The organism is Paenibacillus cucumis (ex Kampfer et al. 2016) (genome assembly GCF_019748695.1).
GTDB lineage: Bacteria > Bacillota > Bacilli > Paenibacillales > Paenibacillaceae > Paenibacillus > Paenibacillus polysaccharolyticus.
Window position 1 is genome coordinate 90,662 of the sequence record NZ_JACLIC010000012.1, and the last position, 24,373, is coordinate 115,034.

The following is a 24,373-nucleotide window of genomic DNA, read 5'->3' on the forward strand; positions in this document are numbered from 1 at the left end:
TTCATTCTAGGGACATCGAAGTTGAGTACACTTGACTTGGAGTAAAACAAGACCCACCCGAGAAGGAAACATGACATAAAGGAGCTGAAGGTGTTGATTGAACCAAGTCATTCAGATTCAAAAAAAACAAAAGCAAGCCAGAATTCCAAAGTCAAGCGAGTGCTTAAACTTTTACTAAAAGTCATAGCCTCTATACTTATCGTCATCCTGCTTTTCATCGCGACCGTGTTCACGGTGAACCAAGTCAGCAGTCATTCTGAACAAAAGCGACTGGAACATTACGGGCAACAGGTATCTGTCGATGGAAAACGAATGAACGTATTCATGCAGGGGGAAGGGAAAGAAACGATAGTCATCTTACCTGGGTTCGGGACAGCTTCTCCTGTGCTTGATTTTAAACCGCTCATATCCGAACTGAGTCCTTATTATAAGGTCGTAGTTGTTGAGCCTTTTGGTTACGGACTAAGTGAACAGACTGACAAGGAACGTAGTTCGGCTACTATCACGCATGAGATCCATAGTGCGTTGCAAAGCCTCGGTATCAAACGTTATACGCTCATGGCACATTCTATCTCAGGTCTCTATAGCCTGGACTATGTGAACCGATATGCAGATGAGGTACAAGCATTCATTGGACTAGATCACAGTGTTCCGTCTCTTAGTGAGCAAAAAGTTGAAGCGTCCGACATTGAGCCCATTAAATGGTTCCGTAACCTTGGTTTTGCCCGTGTTCAGTTGAAACTGACTGATGACCCGTATGAAGGCCTCTCCTATGACGACGATACCAGAGAGCAATTAAACATTTTAATACGCAAAAACATGTATAATAACACGCAATTAAACGAGGCCGTAGGCATGTATTCCAATTTCCAAGCGGCGAAACAGCTTACCTGGCCAAGTGATTTACCAGTTCTTTTCTTTGTACAAAAGAACCACCCGGTCGTGAAAGAGTGGGTTGCAGAACATGAGAAACAGATGGCGAACACTGAACAGGGAGAAATGGTTTTACTGGAAGCAGGACATTACTTGTATCGCTCCCATCCCAAGGAAATCGCTGAGAAGATCAAGGAATTCACCGAAAAGATCACTACAGATTGAGGCAACGGCGTTATATGGCGTACTTAAAGTACCCGTGTAACGCTTTTTTTGTTATTCTATTGTTTTACGGGTAACATGCCGGTATATCACATCATGAACATAAAACAGGGGGTCTCTAAATGCATATTTTAGTGCTAGGAGCTACTGGACGTGTCGGGAGCCAAATCGTAACACTTGCGCTTCAAGACGGTCATCAGGTAAGGGCTATGGTTCGCACTCTAGAGAAAGTAGACACACAACACGATCGCTTAACCGTTATCCAAGGTAACGTACTTGAACCCAATGATCTTGTCCATGCCATGCATGGCGTTGATGCGGTAATCAGCGCGCTGAACACGGATGGAACAACCACACTGTCCCAAAGCATGCCGTTACTCATCAACGCCATGGGGCAGGAGGGCATAAAGCGTATCATTACTGTAGGAACAGCCGGTATTCTTCAAAGCAGAACCGAGCCGGAGAAACTTCGATATCAGTCGAGTGAATCCAGACGTAAGTCAACTAGGGCTGCCGAGGAACATGAACAAGTGTACACGTTGCTTAGGGCCTCCACCTTGGAGTGGACGATTGTATGTCCTACGTATTTGCCCGATGGGGAGATCCGCGGCAATTATCGTGTAGAGCGTGACGTTTTACCTGAAGGCGGCACAGAAATTACCGTTGGCGATACCGCTGAATTCACCTATCGTCAACTTAGCGACCGCCGTTTTATAAACACACGTGTAGGTATTTGTTACTGATGCTTTAAGAAAATAATGATGGTTTGGAAAAATACAGAAATCTCCTCTGTCAATGCGAAAACAATTCAGGTAGATCCACACGAATAGGGCCTGTCTTCTTTTAATAGAAGATAGGCCTTTTTGTGCTTTACAGAATATTAACATGTGCCTGAAACAGTGCTGATGATTTCACCTTAACATAAGTATTGGATGTGGGAACGGTCCCACACTGAACAATCATTTCATTTTTTTATAACACGCTGAAGGACGGTGTGGTTCAAATGAAGGTGCTGGATCTGCAAGGAAGCCTCACTCCCCATGATTCAAAGACACATATATGCATGCCATTTGTCGTTGAAGCCGGATGTTCGAAGCTTCATATGCGTTTACAATATGGACCCAAAACCCTTGAGGATCAGGATAGATCCATAGAGTTGCTTATAAAAAGTTACGATCTGTACATTTTACCCGAACACCGGGAACACGCCATTGCCAACGCAACTCGTCATCTCCCGTTAAAAAATCTGATTACACTCTCGCTGGATGATACCAATCGATATAGAGGAGCATGTCATCGGCATGACCCGATCCAAGAACTTTACATAAGTAAAATGGATGCTTCCCCCGGATTGATGCCGGGTGAACTTCCTGCGGGGACCTGGACGATCATGTTGAGCGTGCATTGTATTGTCACAGAAGAGTGTACGTACCAGATGCAAATCTGGACATCCGAGGAGGACAACCGATGAGATGGCTCGCTTGTGAACTGCACACCCATACTTTGCATAGTGATGGAAGTCAAACTTTGGATGAACTCGTTAAAGGTGCTGTTGATCTCGGGTTCGATGCAATCGCTTTGACGGACCATAACACGATGTCTGGTCTGATCGGCAAAGATGAGATAGAGAAAAAATATGAGTTATACATCATCCCTGGTATGGAGTGGACGACCTTCTACGGTCATATGGTGACCATTGGACTTCATGAATTTGCAGATTGGCGTGATGTGAGTCGGGAACATATCGAAAAAGGGATCGCGGCCGTTCATCAACACGGCGGTATTGCTGGAATCGCACATCCATTCCGCATCGGAAGTCCTGCCTGTACAGGTTGCTTCTGGGAATATGAGATTACCGACTGGTCCAGTGTGGATTATATCGAAGTGTGGTCAGGGACATTTCCTTCCATTCGAACGGATAATCATCGAGCTTTTGATTTGTGGACACAAAAACTGAATGAAGGATACCGCATTGCGGCCACATCAGGGCGAGACTGGCATTCACAGGATAAGACTATTGACCCGATCTCAGTCACATACCTTGGCATTGAGGAAGGGGCAAATATGACTTCACATCACCCCGATCGCTTGATTCGCTCCTTGCGTGAAGGAAGAGTGTCTGTAACGATGGGGCCATTACTCACACTGACACTGAGCGCTGGAGAAACCTTGTACCCACTAGGTTCTATGATTCCGGCACCGCTTCCCGAGACGCGAAATACTAAACAGCAGTTGCTGATGCATATTGCTTTGGACTTCTCTGTACGTGTCGGGAAATGGTCTTTGCCGGAGCAGCCTTTAAGGTTAGTGCTGTTCTCCAATCTTGGTGAGGAAGGGTATGCAGAGGTCGTTGTGCAACATAATGAGCATGTTCTGGAACTGGAGATGCCGTTGTCCACAAACGATGAAGCATCAACTCGAAGATGGATTCGAGCCGAATGCTGGGGTACGATGCAAGGCGCCTATGTACGAATTGCGTTTACCAACGCGATCTATTGGGAGGAAGGAGGGAAGACGTTATGAATAGCTTTCCACTGATTACAGCGCATACCGGCAGTATGGGGTATCCTGATCACTCGTTTGAATCCCTTCAAGCCTCCTTAACACTTGGGATAGATATTTATGAAGATGATATTCGGATAACCCGGGATGGCATCCCAGTGCTGGCACATGATGATGAGATCAAACTAGGCGACGGAAGACAAGGAAGTCTGGAAAAGCTCTCGTTGAATGAGGTACATGCCATGAGTCTAACGCCATTCCCGACCCTTCAGGAGATGCTAGTGCATATTCGCAAGGCAGGTAAAATCATGAACCTGGATATCAAAACGGATCGTGCATTAGAGCCCGTGTCTGCCCTGATTGAGCAGATGAACATGAAAGAACACGTATTTCTAAGTGGTTGTGCCTACGATACGGCTTTGAAAGCTGGCAAGTATGCAGCTGAAATTCGCCGGTTGCTGAATGTGAACCTTCAACATCTTGAACGTTTCAACTATGCGGATGCCATTATTCAGATGTGCGAAGAGGCCAAACATGCTGACTGCTTTGGATTGAATCTGCCCTTTCAAGTTGTGAGAGAGCAGCTTATAGATATTGTGAAGTCAAACGGTCTTGATGTCTATGTATGGACGGTCATGGACGTAGAGGATATGCGTACGCTAGCAGGCTGGGGTGTCGATTCTATCACAACGCGTGATCCGCTGAAACTGACGACTGTGCGCGAAGAGATGAAACGAGCGGAGGAGAAGCAGGTTGAACCAAAAGCTAAACTATAGTCTGCGTGAACTCGCAGAGCTGGCGGGTGTGTCCAAATCGACAGCATCGCGAGTAATCTCTGGAAACGGGTACGCAAGTCCGGATGTACGAGAGCGTGTACTTCAGGCTGTCGATCAGCTCCTCTACAAACCTAGTGCGGTGGCAAGAGCCATGGTTTCCAAACGCACGTATAACATCGGTGTCATCGTATTTCGGGACAGGCTACCGATTGTATCCCACACACTATACGGGCGAATCATTGATGAGATTCTAATGGCCGCCGAAGCGCTGGGTTACTCGATCTTTTTGAAGACAGATCGGGAAATGTCGTTACGCTCTACCGACTATATGCTGGAGCAGCGTGTGGATGGACTTATTCTGGTGAGCAGACTACAGAAGAACGTAATCGATTACGTAAAAAAATTCAATATTCCATATCTCATGGTTAACGGATCTACCGAAGATCCTGAGGTTGTGCATCTCGTTAGCAACGACGAGGCTGGAGGTGAACGTGCAGCAGAACATCTGGTTGCATGTGGACACCGCCGTTTCTTCATCATTGCAGGGCCAGGCGAACATCGAAGCCACTCGTTACGGCTGAAAGGTTTTTGCCAACGTTTGGAAAGGTTTGGTTTATCCGTATCTGAAGGACAGGTTCGTATTGTGCAATCCTCGGAATCGAGTTTTGAATCCGGGCACCAGTTGATGGAAGATCAGTATCAAACATTCCGGGAAGGACAATACAGTGCTCTTTTCAGTACAAACGATATGCTGGCACTGGGAGCGATGAAGGTCATGTTAGATCGTGGCATGCGAATCCCGGAAGATTTAGCTATTATGGGTTACGATAACACAGAGTTATCGATAATGTTTCACCCTTCACTAACAACCGTCAGCGTGGATGCTACAGGCATCGGACGGGATGCCGTATCCCTTCTGGATCGCCTGATTCGTGGGGAAGAGAATGTACCTCGTTTGACCGAATATGAAAGCCACGTACTGATTCGTCAATCAACGAAAAGAAAGGAGGAATAGCGATGTTTTGGTATTGGAAACATGTTGGACCAAGGAGAATCATTGAATTCGTGTTACTAACTCTATTCGCCATTTTCTTTGCAGGGCCTCTGGTTAATCTGCTTGTACTTGCATTTTCTGAAAAATGGAATTACCCGGACATTTTACCTCAGATCTGGGGGTTCAAATGGTGGAAATTTGTACTGGCTAAGGATGACATTGTCTCGTCGATCTCCTTATCCTTCCTGATTGCGACACTCGTAACCTTGCTGTCCATCGTGATCTGTATTCCGGCTGCATATGCTTTTGCCAGACTACAGTTTCCGCTTAAGCGTATGTTTCTGTTTTCGTTCCTTCTGACACATGCCTTTCCCAAAATGGGGTTGTACGTATCCATCGCTGTGCTTTTCTATCAGCTTGGTCTGATGAATACCCTGCTTGGTGTTGTGCTGATCCATATGATCAACGTACTGATGTTCATGACCTGGATTCCAACCTCGGCCTTCCGTAATGTACATCGGGCACAGGAAGAGTCCGCGCGAGATGTTGGAGCGAGCCCCTTCAAAGTGTTCCGCAGCATCACACTGCCTATGGCGATGCCTGGCATCATGGTTGCATCTATCTTCACGTTTCTCAATTCACTTGATGAAGCGCAGGGAACGTTCCTGGTCGGAATCCCCGATTATAAAACGATGCCTGTTGTGATGTATTCAATCATTTCCGATTTTCCAAGTAGCGCTGGAGCCGTATTCTCGATTATTTTGACGCTACCAACCATTATTCTGCTCGTGGCAGCCCAGCGACTTGTGAGCGCGGATGTACTGGCAAGTGGTTTTCAGATGAAATAACAACGTTTCGGTCACGAAACCGAGGCAAAAGGGAGGCAGTTAGTAAGATGCAGTTGTCTGTACGCGCGTTATCCAAACGTTATAAAACCGGTGATGGGGTCAGTGGGATCAACATCGATATTCAAAAAGGAGAGCTGGTTACGCTGCTGGGTCCTTCAGGCTGTGGTAAAACAACCGTGCTGCGAAGCATCGGTGGATTTCTCGAACCGGACTCTGGCGACATTCTGATCGAAGGCCAAAGTGTAATACAACTGCCGCCCGAGAAAAGGCCAACTTCCATGGTGTTCCAAAGCTATAATCTATGGTCCCATATGTCCGTATACGACAATCTGGCGTTTGGTCTGAAGATTCGTAAAAAATCCAAGGCCGAGATTCAATCCGCTGTAGAGGATGCGCTCAAACTGGTTCGGTTATCAGGCTTTGACAAAAAGTATCCGGCCGAGCTGTCCGGGGGACAACAGCAACGGGTTGCCCTTGCACGATCCTTGCTGCTTAATCCGGCGGTGCTTTTACTGGACGAGCCATTCTCAGCATTGGATGCCAAACTGAGACATGAGATGCGTGAGGAATTGCGTGAGATTCAGATGAAAACCGGACTCACGATGGTATTTGTCACGCATGATCAGGAAGAGGCCTTATCCTTATCCGACCGCATCATCGTTATGAATCATGGGCGTATCGAACAAATCGCAGAGCCTCAACGAATCTATGATGAGCCTGCTTCATTATATGTTGCCAGTTTTATCGGCAAAATGAATTTCCTGAGAGGGGTGGCAGCACAGGAAAGCATTCAAATTGGAGATATCCATCTCCCGAATGAAAAAAATCTGGATGGACAGGTGATCGCAGCCGTTCGTCCGGAAGATGTACAGTTGCAATTAATCGCAGGGGATCAGCCGTCCTTGGCAGGTAAGATTAAACAAGTCATGATCTTGGGGCATTATGCAGAAGTTACCGTTGATCTGGGCCAGTTAGGTGTCGTCCGTGCTTTTCTGAACAAAGATCGAGTAGATCAGCTTCACACAGGCAAGGACATTTACGTTTCGATCAGCAAAATGATCGCATATCCACATGAGGAATCATACTGAGGAGGATGAAAAGTATGTTAAAGAAAAAGCCTTTTCTATCATTGTTGACGGTAGTTGGATTGTCGATGTCCCTATTAGCTGGTTGTGGCAGTGCAAGTGATGCGAAGACAGCTTCAAGTGACAGCAGTGCAGCGGCATCAAGTAAACCCGTTTCCTTTAACTTCTACTTTACAGGCTCACAAAACGTTAAGGATCTGTGGGATTACCTCGAACCAATGTTTGAAAAAGAACACCCGGATATCGACGTAAAAATGGTCTACATTCCATCAGGAACCGGAGCAGAGCCGACATATGACCGGATCGTTGCTGCCAAGAAGGCAGGCAAAGGATCAGGAGATATCGATCTGTATGAGGATGGCATCGTCACTGTTTCTCAAGGGATGAAAGACGGCGTATGGGCACAATTGGATACAAAGGACATTCCTAATCTGAGCAAAGTTAATACAAACACGATGAAGGATGTTAACAATTATGCGATTCCCTATCGTTCATCGGCAGTGGTGCTAGCGTATGACAGCAGTAAGGTTAGCAATCCGCCCAAAACACTGGATGAACTCCTGACATGGATCAAAGCAAACCCTGAGAAATTTGCCTATAATGACCCTTCAACCGGCGGTTCGGGAAGCTCTTTTGTGCAAACGATCGTGTATAAAGACCTTCCGGAAGAAGACATTCACAACTCCGATCCAGCGGTTATGGAGAAGTGGAGTGCCGGTTTTAATACCCTTAAAGAAATTGGACCATTTGTATACGGCAAGGGGATCTATCCAAAGAAAAACCAGGGTACCCTGGACTTGCTCATGAATGGAGAAGTATCCATGATTCCGGCTTGGTCAGATATGGTACTGCAACAATTAAACGAAGGATTGCTGCCGGATACCATCAAAATGCAACAGATTACACCAGGATTTAACGGTGGGCCAACATACCTGATGGTGAATGAAGCGTCGGACAAAAAAGAAGTGATCAACACTTTCCTGGATTTTGTTCTTTCTCCAGAAGCACAAGAAGTGATTGTAAACAAAATGAATGGATTCCCGGGAATCGAGCTTTCTAACATGTCCAGTGAAGTACAAAGCAAATTTGATGGAGTAGCTGAGGGCTTTCGCACATTCAACATCGGGGATCTGGGCACAGAGATTAATAAACGCTGGCAGAGTGACGTTGCGGCCCAATGAGTAAGGAATTCAGACAGTCAATTACGGGCATAGCGATGGTACTCCCCTCCTTCGCAATCCTGCTGATTGTAGTCATCATTCCCATTATTCAATCGTTTATAATGAGTCTGAGCAATGACTCAGGTGGTTATGATCTGAGCAGGTACATGTATTTGTTTACCGATAAAGGTATGCGTGACAATATCGTTTTTACGCTGCGAATCACAGTGATAACCTGCATCGTCGTCATGCTTATCAGTTATAGTCTGGCGATCTACATGCGTTTCAATCAGGGTCCGATTGTAAATCTGATTCGTAAAACGTACATGATTCCGCTTTTTATCCCGGGGGTCATCGCAACCTATGGTCTGATTAATCTGCTTGGAAACCATGGCTGGCTGGCACGTATGCTGGAAGTGGTGGGGGTTACGTTACCACGAATCATTTTTGATGAAAAAGGAATTATTATTGCGAACCTCTGGTTCAACATACCGTTTACCACAATGCTGCTCAGTTCAGCACTGTCGGGCATCCCGTCATCGGTGATCGAAAGTGCAAAGGACATAGGTGTAGGCAGGTTGACACTGTTTACCCGGTTTATTTTCCCACTGTCCTACAAAACGTTCCTTGTTGCAATTACCTTTGTCTTTATGGGAGTCATCGGTTCGTTCACCGCGCCGTTTCTGATCGGAGCCAACTCTCCCCAAATGCTCGGCGTATCTATGCAACAGGTGTTCAGTGTATTTCAGGAGCGCGAACAGGCCGCAGCGATTGCATTTTTCTCTTTCTTGCTCTGTTCCGTACTTGGGGCGTTCTACATCCGTTCCATGGCGCAGGAAGAGAAGGGAAGAATCTAAAGAAACAGCATGCGAAATAAAATGTAAGTTGAACCAAAGATGTATAAGTAGACACTCTACAGCATTAAATGAGCTAAACTAATGGTTTGAAAATGAAAGTAGCCCCTCGGAAGTAAGGGGCTACTTTCATTTTTTTTGCTTAAGATAAACATTCTGACTAAAGTTATCTCTACTTGTAGTTGAATACTACTTCATACGTTTGGAGATAGGGTGATCCTCATTCATTTGCAGCAAATCCCACAGGTTCCCATAAAGGTCTTTAAATACAGCAACGATGCCATAGTCTTGTTCCTTTGGTTCTCTCACAAATTCAATGCCTTTGGCAACCATGTCCTTATAATCTCTCCAGAAGTCATCGGTATTCAGGAACAGGAAAACACGCCCACCAGCCTGGTTACCGATAAAAGGCTGTTGCTCCGGTTTGGAAGCTCTCGCGAGTAAAATGGTTGTGCCTATAGATCCCGGAGGGGCAATCACCACCCATCTTTTGTCCTGCTCAGGTTGATAGGTGTCTTCAAGCAATGTGAAGTTCAATTTTTGAGTATAAAATTCGATCGCTTCATCATAATCGTTAACGACCAAAGCGATATGTATAATCGACTGAATCATAAGGGGGCCTCCATTTCATCTTTTGGTCAACGATACAGTTATACCATTGTAATTGGAGAGACTACAACGGTAAATAAGGAAAAGCAGGAAGTTTCCCTACTCCTAAACCCTGATTTGCAGTATGATATATACTAGGTTAAGCGCTTTCTTTTAGATCAAATTCAATATACATACTTAGGAGGCTACTAAACTTGTTGAATACAAACACCAATTACGCAGGATATCTTTTTGTGCATTTTATCGGTGAGCAGCCCGATGGAGAGCAGGTTTATTTTTCATATAGCGAGGATGGCCTTCATTGGAAGGACTTAAACGGGGGTAAGCCCGTATTGCGCTCCAATCTGGGGGAACAGGGTGTACGCGACCCGTTTCTCATTCGCTCCGCTAAGGAGAATAAGTTTTATCTGATTGCAACCGATCTACGAATCGCAAGCGGTAAAGGCTGGGGTGTTGCTGTAAACGAAGGCAGTCGTGATATTGTCGTATGGGAGTCCAGTAATCTCATGGATTGGTCTTCTCCTTGGACAGTTACACTTGGCACCCCGGGTGCAGGTTGTGTGTGGGCACCTGAAGCCGTATATGATGAAACGGCTGATGAGTTTCTTGTATTCTGGGCCTCAGCCACACAAGATGCAGATGAATCTGAACGTAAACAGAAGATTTACAGCGCACGCACCAAAAACTTCCGTACATTCACTCCATCGGTAAAGTATATCGAGCGTGAAAACCACATCATCGATACGACCATTCTTGCTTCTTCGGGTTCTTACTACCGATACTCCAAAGATGAAACAACCAAAAACATTCGTGTTGAAAAGGGGAACTCTCTGGACAAGGACGCCTTCACTCCGCTCCATGCGCCTGTGTTGGAGGCTCTGATGGGTGTAGAAGGGCCACAGATATTTAAATTCAATGACCGGGATGAGTGGTGCCTGATTGTGGATCGTTTTGCTGAGGGAAAAGGTTATCTACCGCTGTTGACGACGGATTTGGATAGCGGAAACTTCCGAATAGCTTCAGATGATGAGTTTGATATGGGAAAAACCCAAAAGCGGCACGGCGGCATTTTGCCAATCACCGCGGAAGAAGGTAATTGTCTGCTGGCCGCTTATGGAGACGGTCACCAGGTACTGGCTGGTCAATACGCTGACCCTGATGTGGCGAAGTTTGGCGACCGCTATTATATGTATCCTACTACGGATGGCTTCGACGGGTGGTCAGGTACGCAGTTTAAGGTGTTTTCCTCCAGCGATCTGCAATATTGGCAGGATGAAGGAATTATTCTTGATCTGGCAACGGATGATGTGCCTTGGGCCATCGGGAATGCATGGGCACCAGCGATTGCCAGCCACAATAACAAATATTACTTTTATTTCTGCGGCAAAATGCCTAACCAGGAAAGTGCTATTGGTGTCGCTATTGCCGATTCACCGACGGGTCCATTCCGAGCGGAGCCTGAGCCTTTAATTACAATGGGTCAATTAAGACATCTTGGGATCAAGATGGGGCAAGCCATTGATCCTTCAATCTATGCAGAGCAGGATGGCAAGATGTATCTGTTGTTTGGCAACGGTGATGCTGCAATTGTGGAGCTTGGTGACGATATGATAACTGTTCGTGAAGAAACGATGCGTAACATTGCAGGATTGCATGATTTCAGAGAGGCCGTAACCGTGTTAAAGAGGGATGGGCTTTACCACTTCACATGGTCTTGTGATGATACGGGAAGTGAGGATTATCACGTCAATTACGGTACGTCGGAAAGCCTCTACGGCCCGGTCACCTATCACTACCCTGTCTTAAGCAAAAATGTAGAAAAAGACATGCTTGGAACAGGACATCACTGTATTTTCCATGATTCTGAAACGGATCAGTATTACATGGCTTACCATCGTTTTGTCACTCCGTTATCGCGGTTCTCCGAGGGGAAAGGGTACCACCGGGAAGTATGTATTGACCCGATTCAGTTTGGAGCAGGTGGTCGTATGAAGCCTATTGTTTTGTGAAATGATGGGATGGTTGAACAGTATTGAAGCGAACAATCACGATACAAAACCGAAGCAATTCGAATAGAGTATCGTAATGGAGATTCATCATTTGTACGTCTCATGGAAGCCGCTAAACCATAGCGGCTTTTTTAGATTTTGCTTATATACGTACATGGGCCGAATCATCGCTGTTACACAAGAAAGAGTGACTGCTTGCAGAAGAATTCCTGTTATTGATGAAACGTTTCGAGTTAAAAGTCAAAAGATAAACCTAAATAAAACTTTTTAAAGTAAGGGTTTTCATTTTGTTATTTACCAAATATGTACATTCGTGATATCATAAATGCGAAACGTTTCGAATTCATTTTTGAAGGGAGAAAAAAGATGAACATTGTAAAAAGGTTAGGACTTATTTTAACTTTTTGTCTGTTTGCCAGCACAGCTTTCGCTCCTGTCATATCTGCACATGATTCAGGCAAGACGCCGGGCTTCAAACCAGAATTGAAAGCGGTTGCCAAAAAAACGTACAAGTACTTCAAAGATTTTACCGATCCCAAAACCGGGTTGACGTATGATGAAGTCCGAATGAAGGAAACGGGAACGGAAGAAGCCAAGCGTACCTCACCAACAAACATTGCGATGTACATGATGAGTACCGTTTCTGCGGAACGAATGGGCCTGCTTTCGAAAAAAGAAGCCGTATCCCGCCTGAAAACAACGTTAAACACGCTGGAGAAGATGGATAAGTGGAATGGGCTCTTTTATAATTGGTACAACACGGACGATGGTTCCGTCAAAAAAGATTGGGGGCAATTTATATCACAGGTAGATAACGGCTGGTTATCCGCAGGATTAATCGTCGTTGGACAAGCGTATAAAGAGTTAAATGCACAAGCCAGCGCTCTCGTTAAACAGATGACTATGCAACGTTATACGATCCGGAAGTCGGCCAATTCCGTGGTGGCTATGATGTCGCCAAAGGCGCACTGACAGAGCATCATTATGGGTCCTTTTATACGGAACCTCGTGTAGGAAGTTATATTGCCATCGGTAAAGGAGACGTACCAAAAGAACATTGGTGGAAGATGTACCGCACAATGCCACTTGAATGGGATTGGCAGTCTCAGATTCCTCAAGGTCAAACGGTGAATTATGATGGCGTCGATGTCTTCGAAGGAAGTTATGAGTATAAAGGTAAAAAGTTTGTTCCTAGCTGGGGAGGCAGTATGTTTGAAGGACTGATGCCGGGTCTGGTGATCAAGGAAAAAGACTTGGGTACTCAGGCACTAGGTCTAAACAATAAACGTCATGTCGATCTGCAAATCGAATATGCCAAAGAAAAAGGGTATGCAGCATGGGGATTTTCCCCGTCAGCAACACCTACCGGATATAGTGAGTTTGCAGCAACACCGCTTGGCATCTCAGGTTACAAAGACGGAGCAACGGTAACTGCGCATGCAACATTCCTTGCCTTGGACTATGCGCCTGAAGAGGCACGCAAAAACATCAAAACACTGAAAAAGTTAAACATGATGGGCGAATATGGCTTATACGACTCCATCAATCTGGAGACCAAAGAAATCGCCAAAGCTTATCTGGCATTGGACCAAGGCATGATTATGATATCTATTGCGAACTATCTGGAGGATGGAGTTATCCGTGATTATTTCCACAGCGATCCTATTGGTCAGAAACCTGAAGAACTGTTGAAAAAAGAAGTATTCTCCATTCAGTAGACCCGATTCAGAAGGAACGAGGCATCACTTGATGACGCCTCGTTCCTTTTTTGTTGATTAGGCTTATGGCTTTTTTTGTGTATAACATAGTTTAAATTGTTTACTACATATTTTTAAGCTTTTGCGATCGTTACAATAACGTATAAGAGAAGTAGGTGATTTTTACTACATGAAAATTGCAGGAGGATAACCAATGAAAGATTTTTTAAAATTTGATACGAATGAAGAACGGCAAGCGTTATTAATCAGAGCAAGGAAGGTTGCTTTATCAGCAATCCAACAGTATGACTTAGAATGGGATAAAATCGAGTTTATTCAACTATCTGAATCGATCACGTATAAAATTGAAACCAGTACAGCTAACCATTATTTGCTTCGTATTCATTCGGACCGATTGAGCAGAGAGGAAATTCGTTCGGAGCTCCTACTGTTACAAGCACTGAAAAAATCGAAAGAACTAAATGTATCCGAAGGGATACCAAGTTGTGATGGTATTTATGTTTTGGAGATTGAAACAGAAATGGGATATAGACGGCCTTATGTAACAATGATGCGGTGGATCGAGGGTGAAAAAACAACAGGGGAATTTACGGATAGTCATGCGTATAATATGGGAGTAATGATAAGCAGGCTCCATGCAGCAGCAAAGGATTTCAATCCACCTTCTGATTTTGTAAGGTCTGCTTGGGGAGTAGAAAGCTTTAAACGTGAACTGGCTAAGTTGGAACGTTACCATCAACGTTTTTTATCCGAAAAGGCATGGAAGTTGTATCAAGATGCAGCGGAGAAGGTTGTATCCCAACTTACCACTATGCGTCCAACTGAACATAACTACGGACTAATTCATGCTGATTTACATACCGGTAATATGGTTTTTAACGATGATCAACCTTCACCGATTGATTTTGAAAGATGTGGGTACGGATATTTTCTCTACGATATTGCAGGCACCATGCTGGAGCTTTGGCCTAAACATCGATGGCAGCTTATCAAAGGTTATGAGAGTATTAAGAAGCTGGAAGCGGACTATACTCGGGATCTGGAATGTTTTTTCATCATGTTCATGATCGAGAACTTCTGCCATCACGCCTCCGATCCAAGAGAAACAGCCAGTTTAATCGATGAACAAAAATATGCCCAAGCATATATAAGAGAATATTTGAACGGTAATCCATTTTTATTCGAAGTGGTCGAGCCTGTAAAAATGGATTAATACTAGCTTTCAGACGGAACGAAACGGAGAACCTACCCCGAATCTTTCCGTCTTTTTCTTGGTGTTTCGCTTCAAAAGAATAAACGTTCACCCCCGCCTAATACGTCTCACATTCCTATTCATTAGATGACGAACCACATGGCTGAATATCATTCTCTTGATTGGATTTAACTTTTGGGGATGGAGAGAAAAGAATTGATCCGGATTGTCAAACGTACCGAAATCCTGGACAATGCCTTCTTTCTGCACATAGGTGTCATTTTCATTCCAAAAAATAGCAGGTTTCTGAAAATCGTCCGTAGCCACTCCATAACCACAAAATGAACCAGTACATTGCTTAAACTTTTGCTGAAGCTTGGTCAGATAAGGGAGATCCAGGATAAATCCCTCAATATTTAACCATCTGTCGTTATATAACACTTCAATCCAGCTGTGGATAATCTCTTTCGGAGAAAGGTGATAATACCAGCCTTTCATGGCTCCCTTTTGCAATTGCTTATGAATCGTAAAACCGTGAATCCGGCAAGGGATGCTTAGCGCTCTAAGTAGTGCCATGAATAAAATGCCTTTCGTATTACACTGTCCATAGCCGTCGTGGAGCACTTCTGAAGCCTGAATATTATCGCTACGATTATACCTGCGAATGAGGCTCTGAATGGTCGAATGATTGTAATCTAACAATTGCGTTTGCTCGAGATTGTTGTTCATGATGAGCACCTCCTGCAAACATTGTATCGTCAGTGCAGGGAGGAAACTTGCAAAAACACGCTATCCTTACGAATATCTTTGGCGGTCATTCCGAGCAATCGCTTGCTGGTATTGGCAAAATGGGAGGGCTTATCAAAACCAGCCGCCATGGCTGCATCCGTGATGCTCGTTCCTTGGAAAATCAAATAGGATGCTTTCTGTAGCTTATGTAACAACATATAACCGCTAAGCGATATGCCTGTATTTTCTTTAAACAGATGTGACAGCCTGCTGTTCGATAGACCGAACTGTTCAGCGTACATACGAATAGAGTGCTCCGAATCCGTGCAATCCTTCATATGTTGGATCAGTTCCTTGATTCGTGAATCCGTAATCGCAGGTGGAGTGTAATCCAGTTGAAAAAGAGTCATGAGTTCTTGTAAAAATACACGGTAAGTCTCTGCATCATTGAGTAACGGTAACCGCCTTTTGATATGTTCGGCGACTTCTTTACCAAGCTCTTCGGGAAAACTGGCATAATTCCGCTTGCCCATATATTGTTTAAATGCTGTTGCCATCTGGGATGTGCTATCTATTAAAAGCAATACTACGGGCTGCCCTGAGACCTGCAAATGATGAGATATATTGGAGTTAAGCACGATTACAGCAGTACTTATAATCTCTCCCTGAACCTCAATCTGAAAATGGTTTTCTAGTGCAATCGTGACTTGAATAAACGTATGTTGATGTGCCTCAGCATCGATGGCATTGGAATGCACAAGAATGTGATGCTGCGCGCCGTATAAATTCATCAAACGGGTATCACCTCATAGGTAAAATAAATTAACGAACACTGTATATTACAATAAAACTGAAGCAATATTGAAGAGGGTAATGCAACAGGACATACGTAACGATTATTTTATAATAGACTAAAATGGGGTACACATGTGATTAACTTGTTATGGACGATTTATCTTGTATCTGTTATCACTTGGATTGGATTGTTAGTGTATGTAAAACAAATGGGCTGTTCAGATATTCGTTTGGGTAGAAGTGTTTCATAAGTCACCTCTATTCACTATAATTGATGAGAAAGATACACATCTTTTATGTAAGTGGAGGTAGAATGATGACTCAAAATCAGAGAAAAATCGCGATTATCACAGGTGCCAGCGGTCCCAGAGAAATGGGAAGTGCTTTTTGTCGTAAACTAGCTTCCAGAGATATTGATATTTTCTTCACACACTATAAGGCTGATCCGGAATGGACACTTGCGTTTCACAAGGAAATTGAAGACATGGGGGTTCGCTGTACATCAATCGAGATCGATCTAACCGAGCGTAACGCAGCACAACGAGTATATGAAAGTGCAGTACAGCAACTGGGACAACCCTCAATACTGATTAATAATGCGGCTTATGGTGTCAACACCGATTACAAGTCCTTTGACGCCGAACTCTTGGATAACCACTATGCTGTTAATATGCGATCGACGTTTCTACTGTGTACGATATTTGCCCGCGAATTCGAGAAATCCAATCTAACCTCAGGCAGAATTATTAATATGACGTCGGGACAGGACATATCGCCGATGCCAGGTGAGTTAGCGTATGTTGCAACCAAGGGGGCGATCTCTGCTTTTACAACATCCTTATCCCGTGAACTTGCACCATTGAAGATTACAGTAAATGCCGTAAATCCGGGGCCAACTGATACAACGTGGATGGATGATTCCATTCGTGATTATCTGATGCCAAAGTTCCCGCTGGGACGAATTGGAGCACCTGAGGATGCAGCGAACATTATTGATTTTCTCGTGAGTGAAGCAGGAGCTTGGATTACGGGACAAATTATTCATTCGGAAGGTGGATTCATTCGAGAATAATCGAACGTTGCTGGAAAGAATATGATTAGAATCATAAAAAGCCCGGCTAGGTTAGCTGGGCTTTTTTGTAGATTTAAACGGAGCTATTCAATGAAGGCAACAACGATTTCACATATTAACTCAAGAAGTATCTCTGAGCCATGGGTAATTCGTCAACCGGAAGACAGCGTAGCGTTTCACCATTCACGGATACGGTATAATTTTTCGGATTAACCATAATCGTTGGCGTTTCTCCATTTAAAATCATATCTTTTTTGCTAGCTGCACGACAGCCCGTCACTGGCTTTAAAGATTTACTGAGCTCCAGAGGGGAAAGGGTACCAGCATCAATAGAGGCCTGGGACACAAAGGTTGCACAAATGGCAGAACGTGCTTTGCCATAGCTCCCAAACATCGGTCTGTACATATAGGGCTGTGGTGTCGAGATCGTGGAGTTCGGATCTCCCATTACACTATGCATAATCATGCCGCCCTTAATAATAACTTCGGGTTTAACTCCGAAAAAAGCGGGTTTCCATAACACAAGATCCGCCATTTTACCGACTTCAATCGATCCTACATATGTTGAAATGCCATGAGTAATTGCAGGGTTAATCGTATATTTGGCAATATATCGTTTCACACGATTGTTATCCGCCTGGGTATCTCCGGTAAGCGAACCGCGTTGTTTTTTCATTTTATCCGCCGTTTGCCAGGTTCGGATTGCCACCTCACCTACACGGCCCATCGCCTGTGAATCTGAACTAGTCATACTGATTGCACCGATATCATGTAATATATCTTCCGCACCAATTGTTGTCTCCCGAATCCGCGAAGCGGCAAAGGCGACATCCTCCGGAATTTTGGGATCGAGATGATGGCAGATCATTAGCATATCCAGATGCTCATCGACGGTATTTCGGGTATAAGGCATGGTTGGACTGGTGGAAGAAGGCAGGACATTCGGCATGGAAGCAACACGTAACAAGTCCGGCGCGTGACCACCGCCCGCACCTTCGGTATGGTAGGTATGAATGGCGCGACCATTGAATGAACGCAAACTGTCCTCCACATATCCGGCTTCATTCAGCGTATCGGTATGGATATTGACCTGAATATCATACTGTTCTGCCACGCTTAAACATTTGTCGATAACATATGGTGTGCTTCCCCAGTCTTCGTGAATTTTCAGTCCGCCAACACCAGCAAGTACTTGTTCCATCAACGCTTCAGGTCTGGAACTATTACCTCGGCCAAGCATCACAAAATTCATCGGAAGTGAATCAAGCGCCTGCAGCATGCGTTCAATATGCCACACCCCTGAGGTACAGTTAGTAGCGAGTGTGCCCGTGGCCGGGCCGGAGCCTCCACCAACCATCGTGGTAATCCCACTTTGCAACGCAATTTCAATTTGCTGCGGAGAGATGAAATGCACATGGCTGTCTACACCGCCAGCGGTTACAATCAAATTTTCACCAGAGATCACTTCTGTACCTACCCCAATAACCATGTTAGGATCGACACCATCCATCACAAATGGATTTCCCGCTTTGCCAATGCCTCGGATCAGTCCGTCCTTAATGCCAATATCGGCTTTGACAATTCCCCATGTATCCACAATAACAACGTTGGTAATGACCGTATCCAGAACGCCTTCGCTACGCGTTGCTAGAGGATGCTGTCCCATGCCATCCCTGACCGTTTTACCTCCGCCAAAAACACACTCGTCTCCATACACAGTAAAGTCTTTTTCAATCTCGATTTTTAACGAGGTGTCCGCGAGCCGGATCCGATCTCCGGTCGTGGGGCCATACATGCTTGCATATGTCGCACGATCAATGGTGTTCATCATTCAACCCTCCCGTTGGTTAACCCGGCGAATCCATGGATTTCCTTCGTTCCACCGATTTCAACCAGCGTAATGTCATGAACGTCTCCCGGTTCGAAGCGGACGGAAAGACCTGAAGCGATATCCAGCCGATATCCTTTAGTACCTTCGCGGTCAAATGATAGAGCGGGGTTCGTTTCAAAAAAATGAAAGTGTGATCCGACCTGAATGGGGCGGCTGCCTGTATTGGTCACGGAACGGGTAATGCGTTTGCGGTCAGGCAGCAGGACAATTGGGTCATCCGCAAATTCATACTCACCGGGGATAATCGAACCATCGATCCGGGCAACAGGCTCATGTACAGTCACCAGCTTCGTTCCATCGGGGAACGTGGCTTCAATCTGAACTTCACTCAGCAACTCGGCTACGCCATCCATTACCTGGTTTGCTGATAAAAGGTGACGAGCTTCTTCCATGAGTTGTTTTACGGTTTTCCCATCCCGTGCACCCTCTACGACAAAACCTGAGATATAGGCAGCGGCTTCCGGATAATTCAACTGAACGCCACGTTTCAGCCGCTTTTCAGCCATATCCGCAGCGAGGTACATCAATAATTTTTCACGTTCCTGTACAGTTAAATGCATAGTCAGCAACTCCTTCGCTGAGTTAAAATGAGAAGAAATAACAGGCTTGGTTCCATGTAATCTTTTTCCAATCATTGCTTATGTTTGAAAATGTAACATGGTTGTGGAGGGGAGTCAAACAAGAATGTCAAACAACATAACATTAGAAGATTGATTTGTGCAAGATCACAAATGGTTCTTAAAGAAAAGGTGTTGAACATAATATTTGCCCAGAGATGGGTGGGGCATGATGAAACTTCAGAATGCACAGATCGTTGCGAAGAATCGGTTACATAACGCTATACTTTACCTTAGTTGAGAGGAGGGATCAGATGGATTGGCTGATGAGAATGAATCGTGCTCTAGATCATATTGAAACGAATCTATCCAACGAAATCAGTTTAAATGACGTTGCGCAGTGTGCTTGTTGTTCTTCATATCAGTTTCAGAGGATGTTCTCGTTCATTACGAATGTTCCACTGGCTGAGTATATTCGAAGAAGACGGCTTACAATGTACCGTTTTCCCTGGTTTCGTGGTTTAATAGTGATGTGTCAAAACCATTAAAAGTCAGGATGTTAATATGAGCAAATATATAATTGGAATAGATCTGGGCGGCACCAATATTAAATCCGCTGTGTTTAATACAGCATTTAAGAAAATTCACGAACGTAGTGATGCCACGGAAGCCGATAAAGGTCCGATCCATGTGTTAAATAGAATGGCGAACATCACGCAAGAAATGATGACGGTCGAAGGAATCCGTCCAGATGAGGTGAGCTGCATGGGGATAGGTGTGCCTGGTTTGCTAGATCCTCAAACGGGCTTATCTATATTTTCGCCTAATTTTCCCGAATGGGAGAATATCCATGTAGTGAATCACATGAATAACCATTTCGATTTCCCCATTTTTATCGACAATGATGTACGCGTTAATCTATATGGTGAATGGCTGTTTGGTGCAGGTGTCGGTTGCCGCAACTTGGTATTACTCACCTTAGGAACCGGTCTGGGCTCTGGAATCGTTAATGACGGAAAGGTGATCTACGGAGCAACCTCAAGCGCAGGAGAAATGGGACACATGAATATGTATAGGGAAGGCCGTGCTTGTCGTTGCGGGAGTTCAGGGTGCCTGGGCAGATACGTATCCGCTATTGGAATGGTTCGAACGTTGACGGAAAGGCTGGAGGCAGGCCGATCCAGTATGATTACGGAGTGGGTAGAGGGAGACTCGTCCAGAATTACAGCCCATATGATCTCGAATGCGTATGATCTTGGCGATGCACTTGCTGTTGAAGTCATGCACGAAACAGGAGAGATATTAGGTTTCGGCCTTTCCAATGTCATAAATATGTTGAATCCAGAAATGATTATCGTTGGAGGCGGCATGTCCGCAGCTGGTGATCGTCTCCTTAATTCCGTACGTAATACCGTTAGAAATCACTCATTAAAGCTCTCTTCAGGAGCTTGTACCATCGTGCAAGCTAAATTGGGTGGACAAGCGGGTGTAATCGGTGCAGCAGCATACGCAAATCACAGGTTATTTTCAAACACCGGAATGTAACTTGGAAGTTACTAAATACACCTTTAAAGGCCGCTTTTACAGCGGTTTTTTTGTTGTTTCTGATCCAATTAATTTAACCGTTTGTTCTTTGATCTTTAAATTGTTTGGGTGTACATCCCGTATACGTTTTGAACACTTTCGCAAAGTAACTTTGATCGTAAAAGTTTAAAAGCGTAGAAATCTCCGCTAACGTATAGTGAGAATGCGTCAACAGATTTTGCGCCTCTTCAATTTTCGTTTTCAAAATAAACTGCGAAATGGAGATGCCCACTTCTTTTTTGAACAGATTGGACAAATAATTCGGATTCAACGAAGTGATTTCAGCCAGTTGTGAGATCGTAATTCGTTCATTTAAATGGTTAAAGATATAGTTTTGACAAATGTTAATCGGTTTGGAGTATTTGTGTTTTTTACTACGCTTCACACGTTCCGCAAAATCAAGCAGAGCAACCTCCATTAAATCCTCTACCGCTTGACTGTCGGTTAAATCCTCAATTTTAAGGATATAAAAATCACTAAGATTATAAGCAATCTCTTGAAAAACACCACCTTCTACCGCTGATCTTGTCGCAAGCGTGATCAGGGAGATCGCCAGATTCTTTTGACTACGCAAATAACTCGTCTTGGACAACACACTCTTTTTGCCTTGTTTGTGGATGGTATGAAAGGATTCCAGCACCTTATCGGTTCTGCCCAATCGAATGAAATCAAATACTTTTTTCTCTTTATCGATTTCTGTATGAACGAGATTATTTTGACGGTCGTCTATGATTTGCTTATACGGTTGCTCGACTTCCAGCGTCTTTCTCCAACGCTCATCCTCGTTTTTCAACAAGATTTCGTCCAGCGTTAGCTTTTTCTGATAGAGCATGAAATACATCGCCATACTAAGATTAATTAATTTAAACGTACTCATCACAGGCACTCCGTCGTAATACATCTTCATTTCATGATGATCCGCTTTGGCTAACAAATCACTTAGAGTCACACGAATGATTTCCTCTGTCATTTTAAAATTGATAACCGGGCCTACAATGATGATTCCTTTCCACTGATGATCCGCATGAATACTTATTGCGAAAAATTTTTCCAAATAGATTGTTTCACGAAGGACAGGGAGTTGCTCGATTGGCATGCTGGAAAACAGGTCTGTCATGATCTTATATTCGGAGGGGAATAAGGGGTTACACCGGAAATCCACTGGGGTGACCTGATAGACTAGCTTGTATTCATTATCAAAATAGTAGACGGGTACATTGTATAAATGATGTGTCATATTACATATATATTCAAGGTTTTCATCACAAAAGTTATTCATCACCAAGCCTCCGTTCCAGTCTAAGAAGCGAAAACACATGTGAATATTCCTATTTACATGTGAAACTTACCATATGAAACCTCACAAGACCGATTATAATTTGTCATGAAATCGATTTCAAGCATGGATTTAAGGGGGATCAGCAACTTAGCCAATATAATACACGACCTACACCCTGAATTGAGAGCGTTATCAAAAGAACATATTTGTTTTGCAATAAAATACGACAATAGTTATTCCAAATTTTGAATAAAGAGGTGGGTTTTTATGCGTCCTTTCGGATATAAGGATAAATTCGGCTATTTGTTTGGTGATTTTGGAAACGATTTCTTTTTCGCGCTAGTTGGCTCATTTTTGATGGTCTATTACACGGATGTATTTCATATTAACCCGGCAGCGGTCGGAGGATTATTCCTGTTAGCTCGTTTGTGGGATGCCATAGCGGATGTCTCTTGGGGGCGTTTTGTTGATACGCGTAAAGCAAGCAAACACGGTAAATTCAAACCATGGATTTATCGCATGTCATTTCCGCTTGTGATCTCCGGGATACTCATGTTTGTTTACATCCCCGGAATGTCGGACGGATTCTATCTCGCTTACGCTTATGTTACTTACATTCTGTGGGGAACGCTGTACAGCACCGTTAACATTCCTTACGGTTCCATGGCTTCAGTCATTACTGCTGACCCAGTAGAACGAACCGTGCTGTCTACATGGAGATCGCTTGGAGCAACATTGGCGCAATTATTTGTAGGCGTGGTGGGCCCGTTGCTGTTGTTTGTTAATAACGAAGCGAATGCAAGCCGTTTTTTCCTGGGAGCTGTTATTTTTGGAATATTGTCCATTGCTTCTTATATGGCGTGTTATAAATTATCGCTCGAACGTGTTATCCCGGATATGAATGAGAAGCCAAATACCAATTTGAGAAAAACACTATATGGCCTTTTGAAAAATAGACCGCTTATCGTCTTCCTGATCGGATCGCTCATTTTCTTAATTAATTTAATGTTGCTTGGCACGGTTAATACGTATTTGTTCAAAGACTATTTCGGTAACGCGCAATTACTTAGTGTGTTCAGTCTGGTGCAAGCTGCGCCTATATTTATCGGAATGCCGTTAATCAAACCACTCGTAGCAAAGTTCGGGAAAAAAGAAGTTGCCGCTGCTGGCTTTTTACTCTCAACGCTCGTTTACTTGCTTCTCTATTTCATTCCGAATCTTTCCGCTATTCAATACATGGCGATTCTGTTCATTGGCTTGTTAGGATACGCTCTGTTCAATCTAATCAGCTGGGCGTTTATCACAGATTTGGTTGACTATCACGAACATGTTACAGGACTCCGAGAGGATGCGACGATATATTCCATCTATTCCTTTTCGCGTAAAGTCGGGCAGGCCGTTGCAGGTGGTATTGGCGGGGTAGCTATGGCGGCTGTAGGCTATAATGCTACACTGCATGTGCAGACACCACGTACACTTGAAGGCATTTATTTCTTGGCAACACTTGTTCCAGCTATGGGCCTATTTCTCGTATTTATCTGCATTGCTTTCCTGTATCCATTAAACAAAAAACGTACAGCACAACTTGTAAGCGATATCAAGGCAAAACGAATGAACTGATACC

23 protein-coding genes and 1 pseudogene are annotated in these 24,373 nt (G+C 44.2%); 18 read left to right on the forward strand and 6 right to left on the reverse strand.

The window, feature by feature from the left end; all coding sequences use genetic code 11:
- Window positions 1-90 precede the first annotated feature (90 nt).
- The 10 genes from H7T88_RS08355 to H7T88_RS08400 all read left to right on the forward strand — a co-directional run bounded on the left by H7T88_RS08355 (window position 91) and on the right by H7T88_RS08400 (window position 9,317).
- Window positions 91-1,098: an alpha/beta fold hydrolase gene (locus H7T88_RS08355; RefSeq protein ID WP_312027592.1), complete on the forward strand. Its 1,008-nt coding sequence runs from the start codon at window positions 91-93 to the stop codon at window positions 1,096-1,098.
- A gap of 119 nt (window positions 1,099-1,217) precedes the next feature.
- Complete coding sequence (locus H7T88_RS08360) at window positions 1,218-1,838, forward strand: NAD(P)-dependent oxidoreductase (RefSeq protein ID WP_221788060.1); 621 nt, start codon at window positions 1,218-1,220, stop codon at window positions 1,836-1,838.
- A 320-nt stretch (window positions 1,839-2,158) separates the two neighbouring features.
- Window positions 2,159-2,566, forward strand: coding sequence for a hypothetical protein (locus H7T88_RS08365; protein WP_260510788.1), 408 nt, complete (start codon window positions 2,159-2,161; stop codon window positions 2,564-2,566).
- Complete coding sequence (locus H7T88_RS08370; protein WP_221788064.1) at window positions 2,563-3,618, forward strand: CehA/McbA family metallohydrolase; 1,056 nt, start codon at window positions 2,563-2,565, stop codon at window positions 3,616-3,618. Before H7T88_RS08365 ends, H7T88_RS08370 begins: the two co-directional genes overlap by 4 nt.
- Window positions 3,615-4,373: a glycerophosphodiester phosphodiesterase gene (locus tag H7T88_RS08375; RefSeq protein WP_221788065.1), complete on the forward strand. Its 759-nt coding sequence runs from the start codon at window positions 3,615-3,617 to the stop codon at window positions 4,371-4,373. The genes H7T88_RS08370 and H7T88_RS08375 overlap by 4 nt, the downstream gene beginning before the upstream one ends.
- Window positions 4,351-5,388 carry a LacI family DNA-binding transcriptional regulator gene (locus H7T88_RS08380; RefSeq protein ID WP_221788066.1) on the forward strand — a complete coding sequence of 346 codons (1,038 nt, stop codon included), beginning with the start codon at window positions 4,351-4,353 and terminating at the stop codon, window positions 5,386-5,388. Before H7T88_RS08375 ends, H7T88_RS08380 begins: the two co-directional genes overlap by 23 nt.
- Window positions 5,389-5,390: 2 nt before the next feature.
- Complete coding sequence (locus tag H7T88_RS08385) at window positions 5,391-6,215, forward strand: ABC transporter permease (RefSeq protein WP_221788067.1); 825 nt, start codon at window positions 5,391-5,393, stop codon at window positions 6,213-6,215.
- 47 nt (window positions 6,216-6,262) lie between these two features.
- The gene (locus tag H7T88_RS08390; RefSeq protein ID WP_221788068.1) at window positions 6,263-7,303 is read left to right on the forward strand and encodes an ABC transporter ATP-binding protein; all 1,041 of its coding nucleotides are present in this window, start codon (window positions 6,263-6,265) and stop codon (window positions 7,301-7,303) included.
- 14 nt (window positions 7,304-7,317) lie between these two features.
- A complete protein-coding gene (locus H7T88_RS08395) occupies window positions 7,318-8,481 on the forward strand; it encodes an extracellular solute-binding protein (RefSeq protein ID WP_221788069.1) in 1,164 nt (387 codons plus the stop codon).
- Window positions 8,478-9,317: an ABC transporter permease gene (locus H7T88_RS08400; protein ID WP_221788070.1), complete on the forward strand. Its 840-nt coding sequence runs from the start codon at window positions 8,478-8,480 to the stop codon at window positions 9,315-9,317. Before H7T88_RS08395 ends, H7T88_RS08400 begins: the two co-directional genes overlap by 4 nt.
- Before the next feature lie 186 nt (window positions 9,318-9,503).
- Here the strand turns inward: H7T88_RS08400 and H7T88_RS08405 are convergent, their stop codons facing one another.
- Window positions 9,504-9,926, reverse strand: coding sequence for a VOC family protein (locus H7T88_RS08405; protein ID WP_221788071.1), 423 nt, complete (start codon window positions 9,924-9,926; stop codon window positions 9,504-9,506).
- A gap of 191 nt (window positions 9,927-10,117) precedes the next feature.
- Between H7T88_RS08405 and H7T88_RS08410 the strand changes: the two genes are divergently transcribed.
- The 4 genes from H7T88_RS08410 (at window position 10,118) to H7T88_RS08420 (ending at window position 14,863) form a co-directional block, all read left to right on the forward strand.
- On the forward strand, window positions 10,118-11,932 hold the full coding sequence (locus H7T88_RS08410) for a glycoside hydrolase family 43 protein (RefSeq protein WP_221788072.1): 1,815 nt from the start codon (window positions 10,118-10,120) through the stop codon (window positions 11,930-11,932).
- A gap of 366 nt (window positions 11,933-12,298) precedes the next feature.
- Complete coding sequence (locus H7T88_RS28690) at window positions 12,299-12,904, forward strand: DUF3131 domain-containing protein (RefSeq protein WP_260510789.1); 606 nt, start codon at window positions 12,299-12,301, stop codon at window positions 12,902-12,904.
- Window positions 12,905-13,011: 107 nt separating this feature from the next.
- Entirely contained in the window at window positions 13,012-13,650 is a 639-nt protein-coding gene (locus H7T88_RS28695; protein ID WP_260510790.1) for a glucoamylase family protein, read from the forward strand.
- A gap of 193 nt (window positions 13,651-13,843) precedes the next feature.
- Window positions 13,844-14,863, forward strand: coding sequence for a phosphotransferase enzyme family protein (locus tag H7T88_RS08420; protein ID WP_221788073.1), 1,020 nt, complete (start codon window positions 13,844-13,846; stop codon window positions 14,861-14,863).
- An 87-nt stretch (window positions 14,864-14,950) separates the two neighbouring features.
- Here H7T88_RS08420 and H7T88_RS08425 read toward each other — a convergent pair whose 3' ends face one another.
- Both H7T88_RS08425 and H7T88_RS08430 read right to left on the reverse strand, forming a co-directional pair.
- The gene (locus H7T88_RS08425; protein ID WP_221788075.1) at window positions 14,951-15,571 is read right to left on the reverse strand and encodes a transglutaminase-like domain-containing protein; all 621 of its coding nucleotides are present in this window, start codon (window positions 15,569-15,571) and stop codon (window positions 14,951-14,953) included.
- A 29-nt stretch (window positions 15,572-15,600) separates the two neighbouring features.
- Window positions 15,601-16,362, reverse strand: coding sequence for a helix-turn-helix transcriptional regulator (locus H7T88_RS08430; protein ID WP_221788076.1), 762 nt, complete (start codon window positions 16,360-16,362; stop codon window positions 15,601-15,603).
- A 320-nt stretch (window positions 16,363-16,682) separates the two neighbouring features.
- Here H7T88_RS08430 and H7T88_RS08435 point away from each other — a divergent pair, with 320 nt between their 5' ends.
- Window positions 16,683-17,438, forward strand: a complete 756-nt coding sequence (locus H7T88_RS08435; RefSeq protein WP_154889524.1) for an SDR family oxidoreductase — start codon at window positions 16,683-16,685, stop codon at window positions 17,436-17,438.
- 115 nt (window positions 17,439-17,553) lie between these two features.
- Here the strand turns inward: H7T88_RS08435 and ureC are convergent, their stop codons facing one another.
- Window positions 17,554-19,266, reverse strand: coding sequence for an urease subunit alpha (gene ureC, locus H7T88_RS08440; RefSeq protein WP_221788136.1), 1,713 nt, complete (start codon window positions 19,264-19,266; stop codon window positions 17,554-17,556).
- Window positions 19,266-19,889, reverse strand: a complete 624-nt coding sequence (ureA, locus tag H7T88_RS08445) for an urease subunit gamma (RefSeq protein WP_221788077.1) — start codon at window positions 19,887-19,889, stop codon at window positions 19,266-19,268. The genes ureC and ureA overlap by 1 nt, the downstream gene beginning before the upstream one ends.
- A 311-nt stretch (window positions 19,890-20,200) precedes the next feature.
- On the opposite strand from ureA, the pseudogene H7T88_RS28700 reads away from it, so the two are divergent.
- Both H7T88_RS28700 and H7T88_RS08450 read left to right on the forward strand, forming a co-directional pair.
- A pseudogene (locus H7T88_RS28700) lies at window positions 20,201-20,392 on the forward strand (helix-turn-helix transcriptional regulator); the annotation flags it as partial.
- Window positions 20,393-20,450: 58 nt separating this feature from the next.
- The gene (locus H7T88_RS08450) at window positions 20,451-21,431 is read left to right on the forward strand and encodes an ROK family protein (RefSeq protein WP_221788078.1); all 981 of its coding nucleotides are present in this window, start codon (window positions 20,451-20,453) and stop codon (window positions 21,429-21,431) included.
- 73 nt (window positions 21,432-21,504) lie between these two features.
- Here H7T88_RS08450 and H7T88_RS08455 read toward each other — a convergent pair whose 3' ends face one another.
- On the reverse strand, window positions 21,505-22,707 hold the full coding sequence (locus tag H7T88_RS08455; RefSeq protein ID WP_221788079.1) for an AraC family transcriptional regulator: 1,203 nt from the start codon (window positions 22,705-22,707) through the stop codon (window positions 21,505-21,507).
- Window positions 22,708-23,016: 309 nt separating this feature from the next.
- Between H7T88_RS08455 and H7T88_RS08460 the strand changes: the two genes are divergently transcribed.
- Window positions 23,017-24,369, forward strand: coding sequence for an MFS transporter (locus H7T88_RS08460; protein WP_221788080.1), 1,353 nt, complete (start codon window positions 23,017-23,019; stop codon window positions 24,367-24,369).
- Window positions 24,370-24,373: the final 4 nt, after the last annotated feature.

Coding starts and splice junctions, on each gene's coding strand:
- H7T88_RS08360 (WP_221788060.1), top strand. CDS start 1,218: ATGCATATTTTAGTGCTAGGAGCTACTGGACGTGTCGGGAGCCAAATC.
- H7T88_RS08365 (WP_260510788.1), top strand. CDS start 2,159: ATGCCATTTGTCGTTGAAGCCGGATGTTCGAAGCTTCATATGCGTTTA.
- H7T88_RS08370 (WP_221788064.1), top strand. CDS start 2,563: ATGAGATGGCTCGCTTGTGAACTGCACACCCATACTTTGCATAGTGAT.
- H7T88_RS08375 (WP_221788065.1), top strand. CDS start 3,615: ATGAATAGCTTTCCACTGATTACAGCGCATACCGGCAGTATGGGGTAT.
- H7T88_RS08385 (WP_221788067.1), top strand. CDS start 5,391: ATGTTTTGGTATTGGAAACATGTTGGACCAAGGAGAATCATTGAATTC.
- H7T88_RS08390 (WP_221788068.1), top strand. CDS start 6,263: ATGCAGTTGTCTGTACGCGCGTTATCCAAACGTTATAAAACCGGTGAT.
- H7T88_RS08395 (WP_221788069.1), top strand. CDS start 7,318: ATGTTAAAGAAAAAGCCTTTTCTATCATTGTTGACGGTAGTTGGATTG.
- H7T88_RS08400 (WP_221788070.1), top strand. CDS start 8,478: ATGAGTAAGGAATTCAGACAGTCAATTACGGGCATAGCGATGGTACTC.
- H7T88_RS08405 (WP_221788071.1), bottom strand. CDS start 9,926: ATGATTCAGTCGATTATACATATCGCTTTGGTCGTTAACGATTATGAT.
- H7T88_RS28690 (WP_260510789.1), top strand. CDS start 12,299: ATGAACATTGTAAAAAGGTTAGGACTTATTTTAACTTTTTGTCTGTTT.
- H7T88_RS28695 (WP_260510790.1), top strand. CDS start 13,012: ATGCCACTTGAATGGGATTGGCAGTCTCAGATTCCTCAAGGTCAAACG.
- H7T88_RS08420 (WP_221788073.1), top strand. CDS start 13,844: ATGAAAGATTTTTTAAAATTTGATACGAATGAAGAACGGCAAGCGTTA.
- H7T88_RS08425 (WP_221788075.1), bottom strand. CDS start 15,571: ATGAACAACAATCTCGAGCAAACGCAATTGTTAGATTACAATCATTCG.
- H7T88_RS08430 (WP_221788076.1), bottom strand. CDS start 16,362: ATGAATTTATACGGCGCGCAGCATCACATTCTTGTGCATTCCAATGCC.
- H7T88_RS08435 (WP_154889524.1), top strand. CDS start 16,683: ATGACTCAAAATCAGAGAAAAATCGCGATTATCACAGGTGCCAGCGGT.
- ureC (WP_221788136.1), bottom strand. CDS start 19,266: ATGAACACCATTGATCGTGCGACATATGCAAGCATGTATGGCCCCACG.
- ureA (WP_221788077.1), bottom strand. CDS start 19,889: ATGCATTTAACTGTACAGGAACGTGAAAAATTATTGATGTACCTCGCT.
- H7T88_RS08450 (WP_221788078.1), top strand. CDS start 20,451: ATGAGCAAATATATAATTGGAATAGATCTGGGCGGCACCAATATTAAA.
- H7T88_RS08455 (WP_221788079.1), bottom strand. CDS start 22,707: ATGACACATCATTTATACAATGTACCCGTCTACTATTTTGATAATGAA.
- H7T88_RS08460 (WP_221788080.1), top strand. CDS start 23,017: ATGCGTCCTTTCGGATATAAGGATAAATTCGGCTATTTGTTTGGTGAT.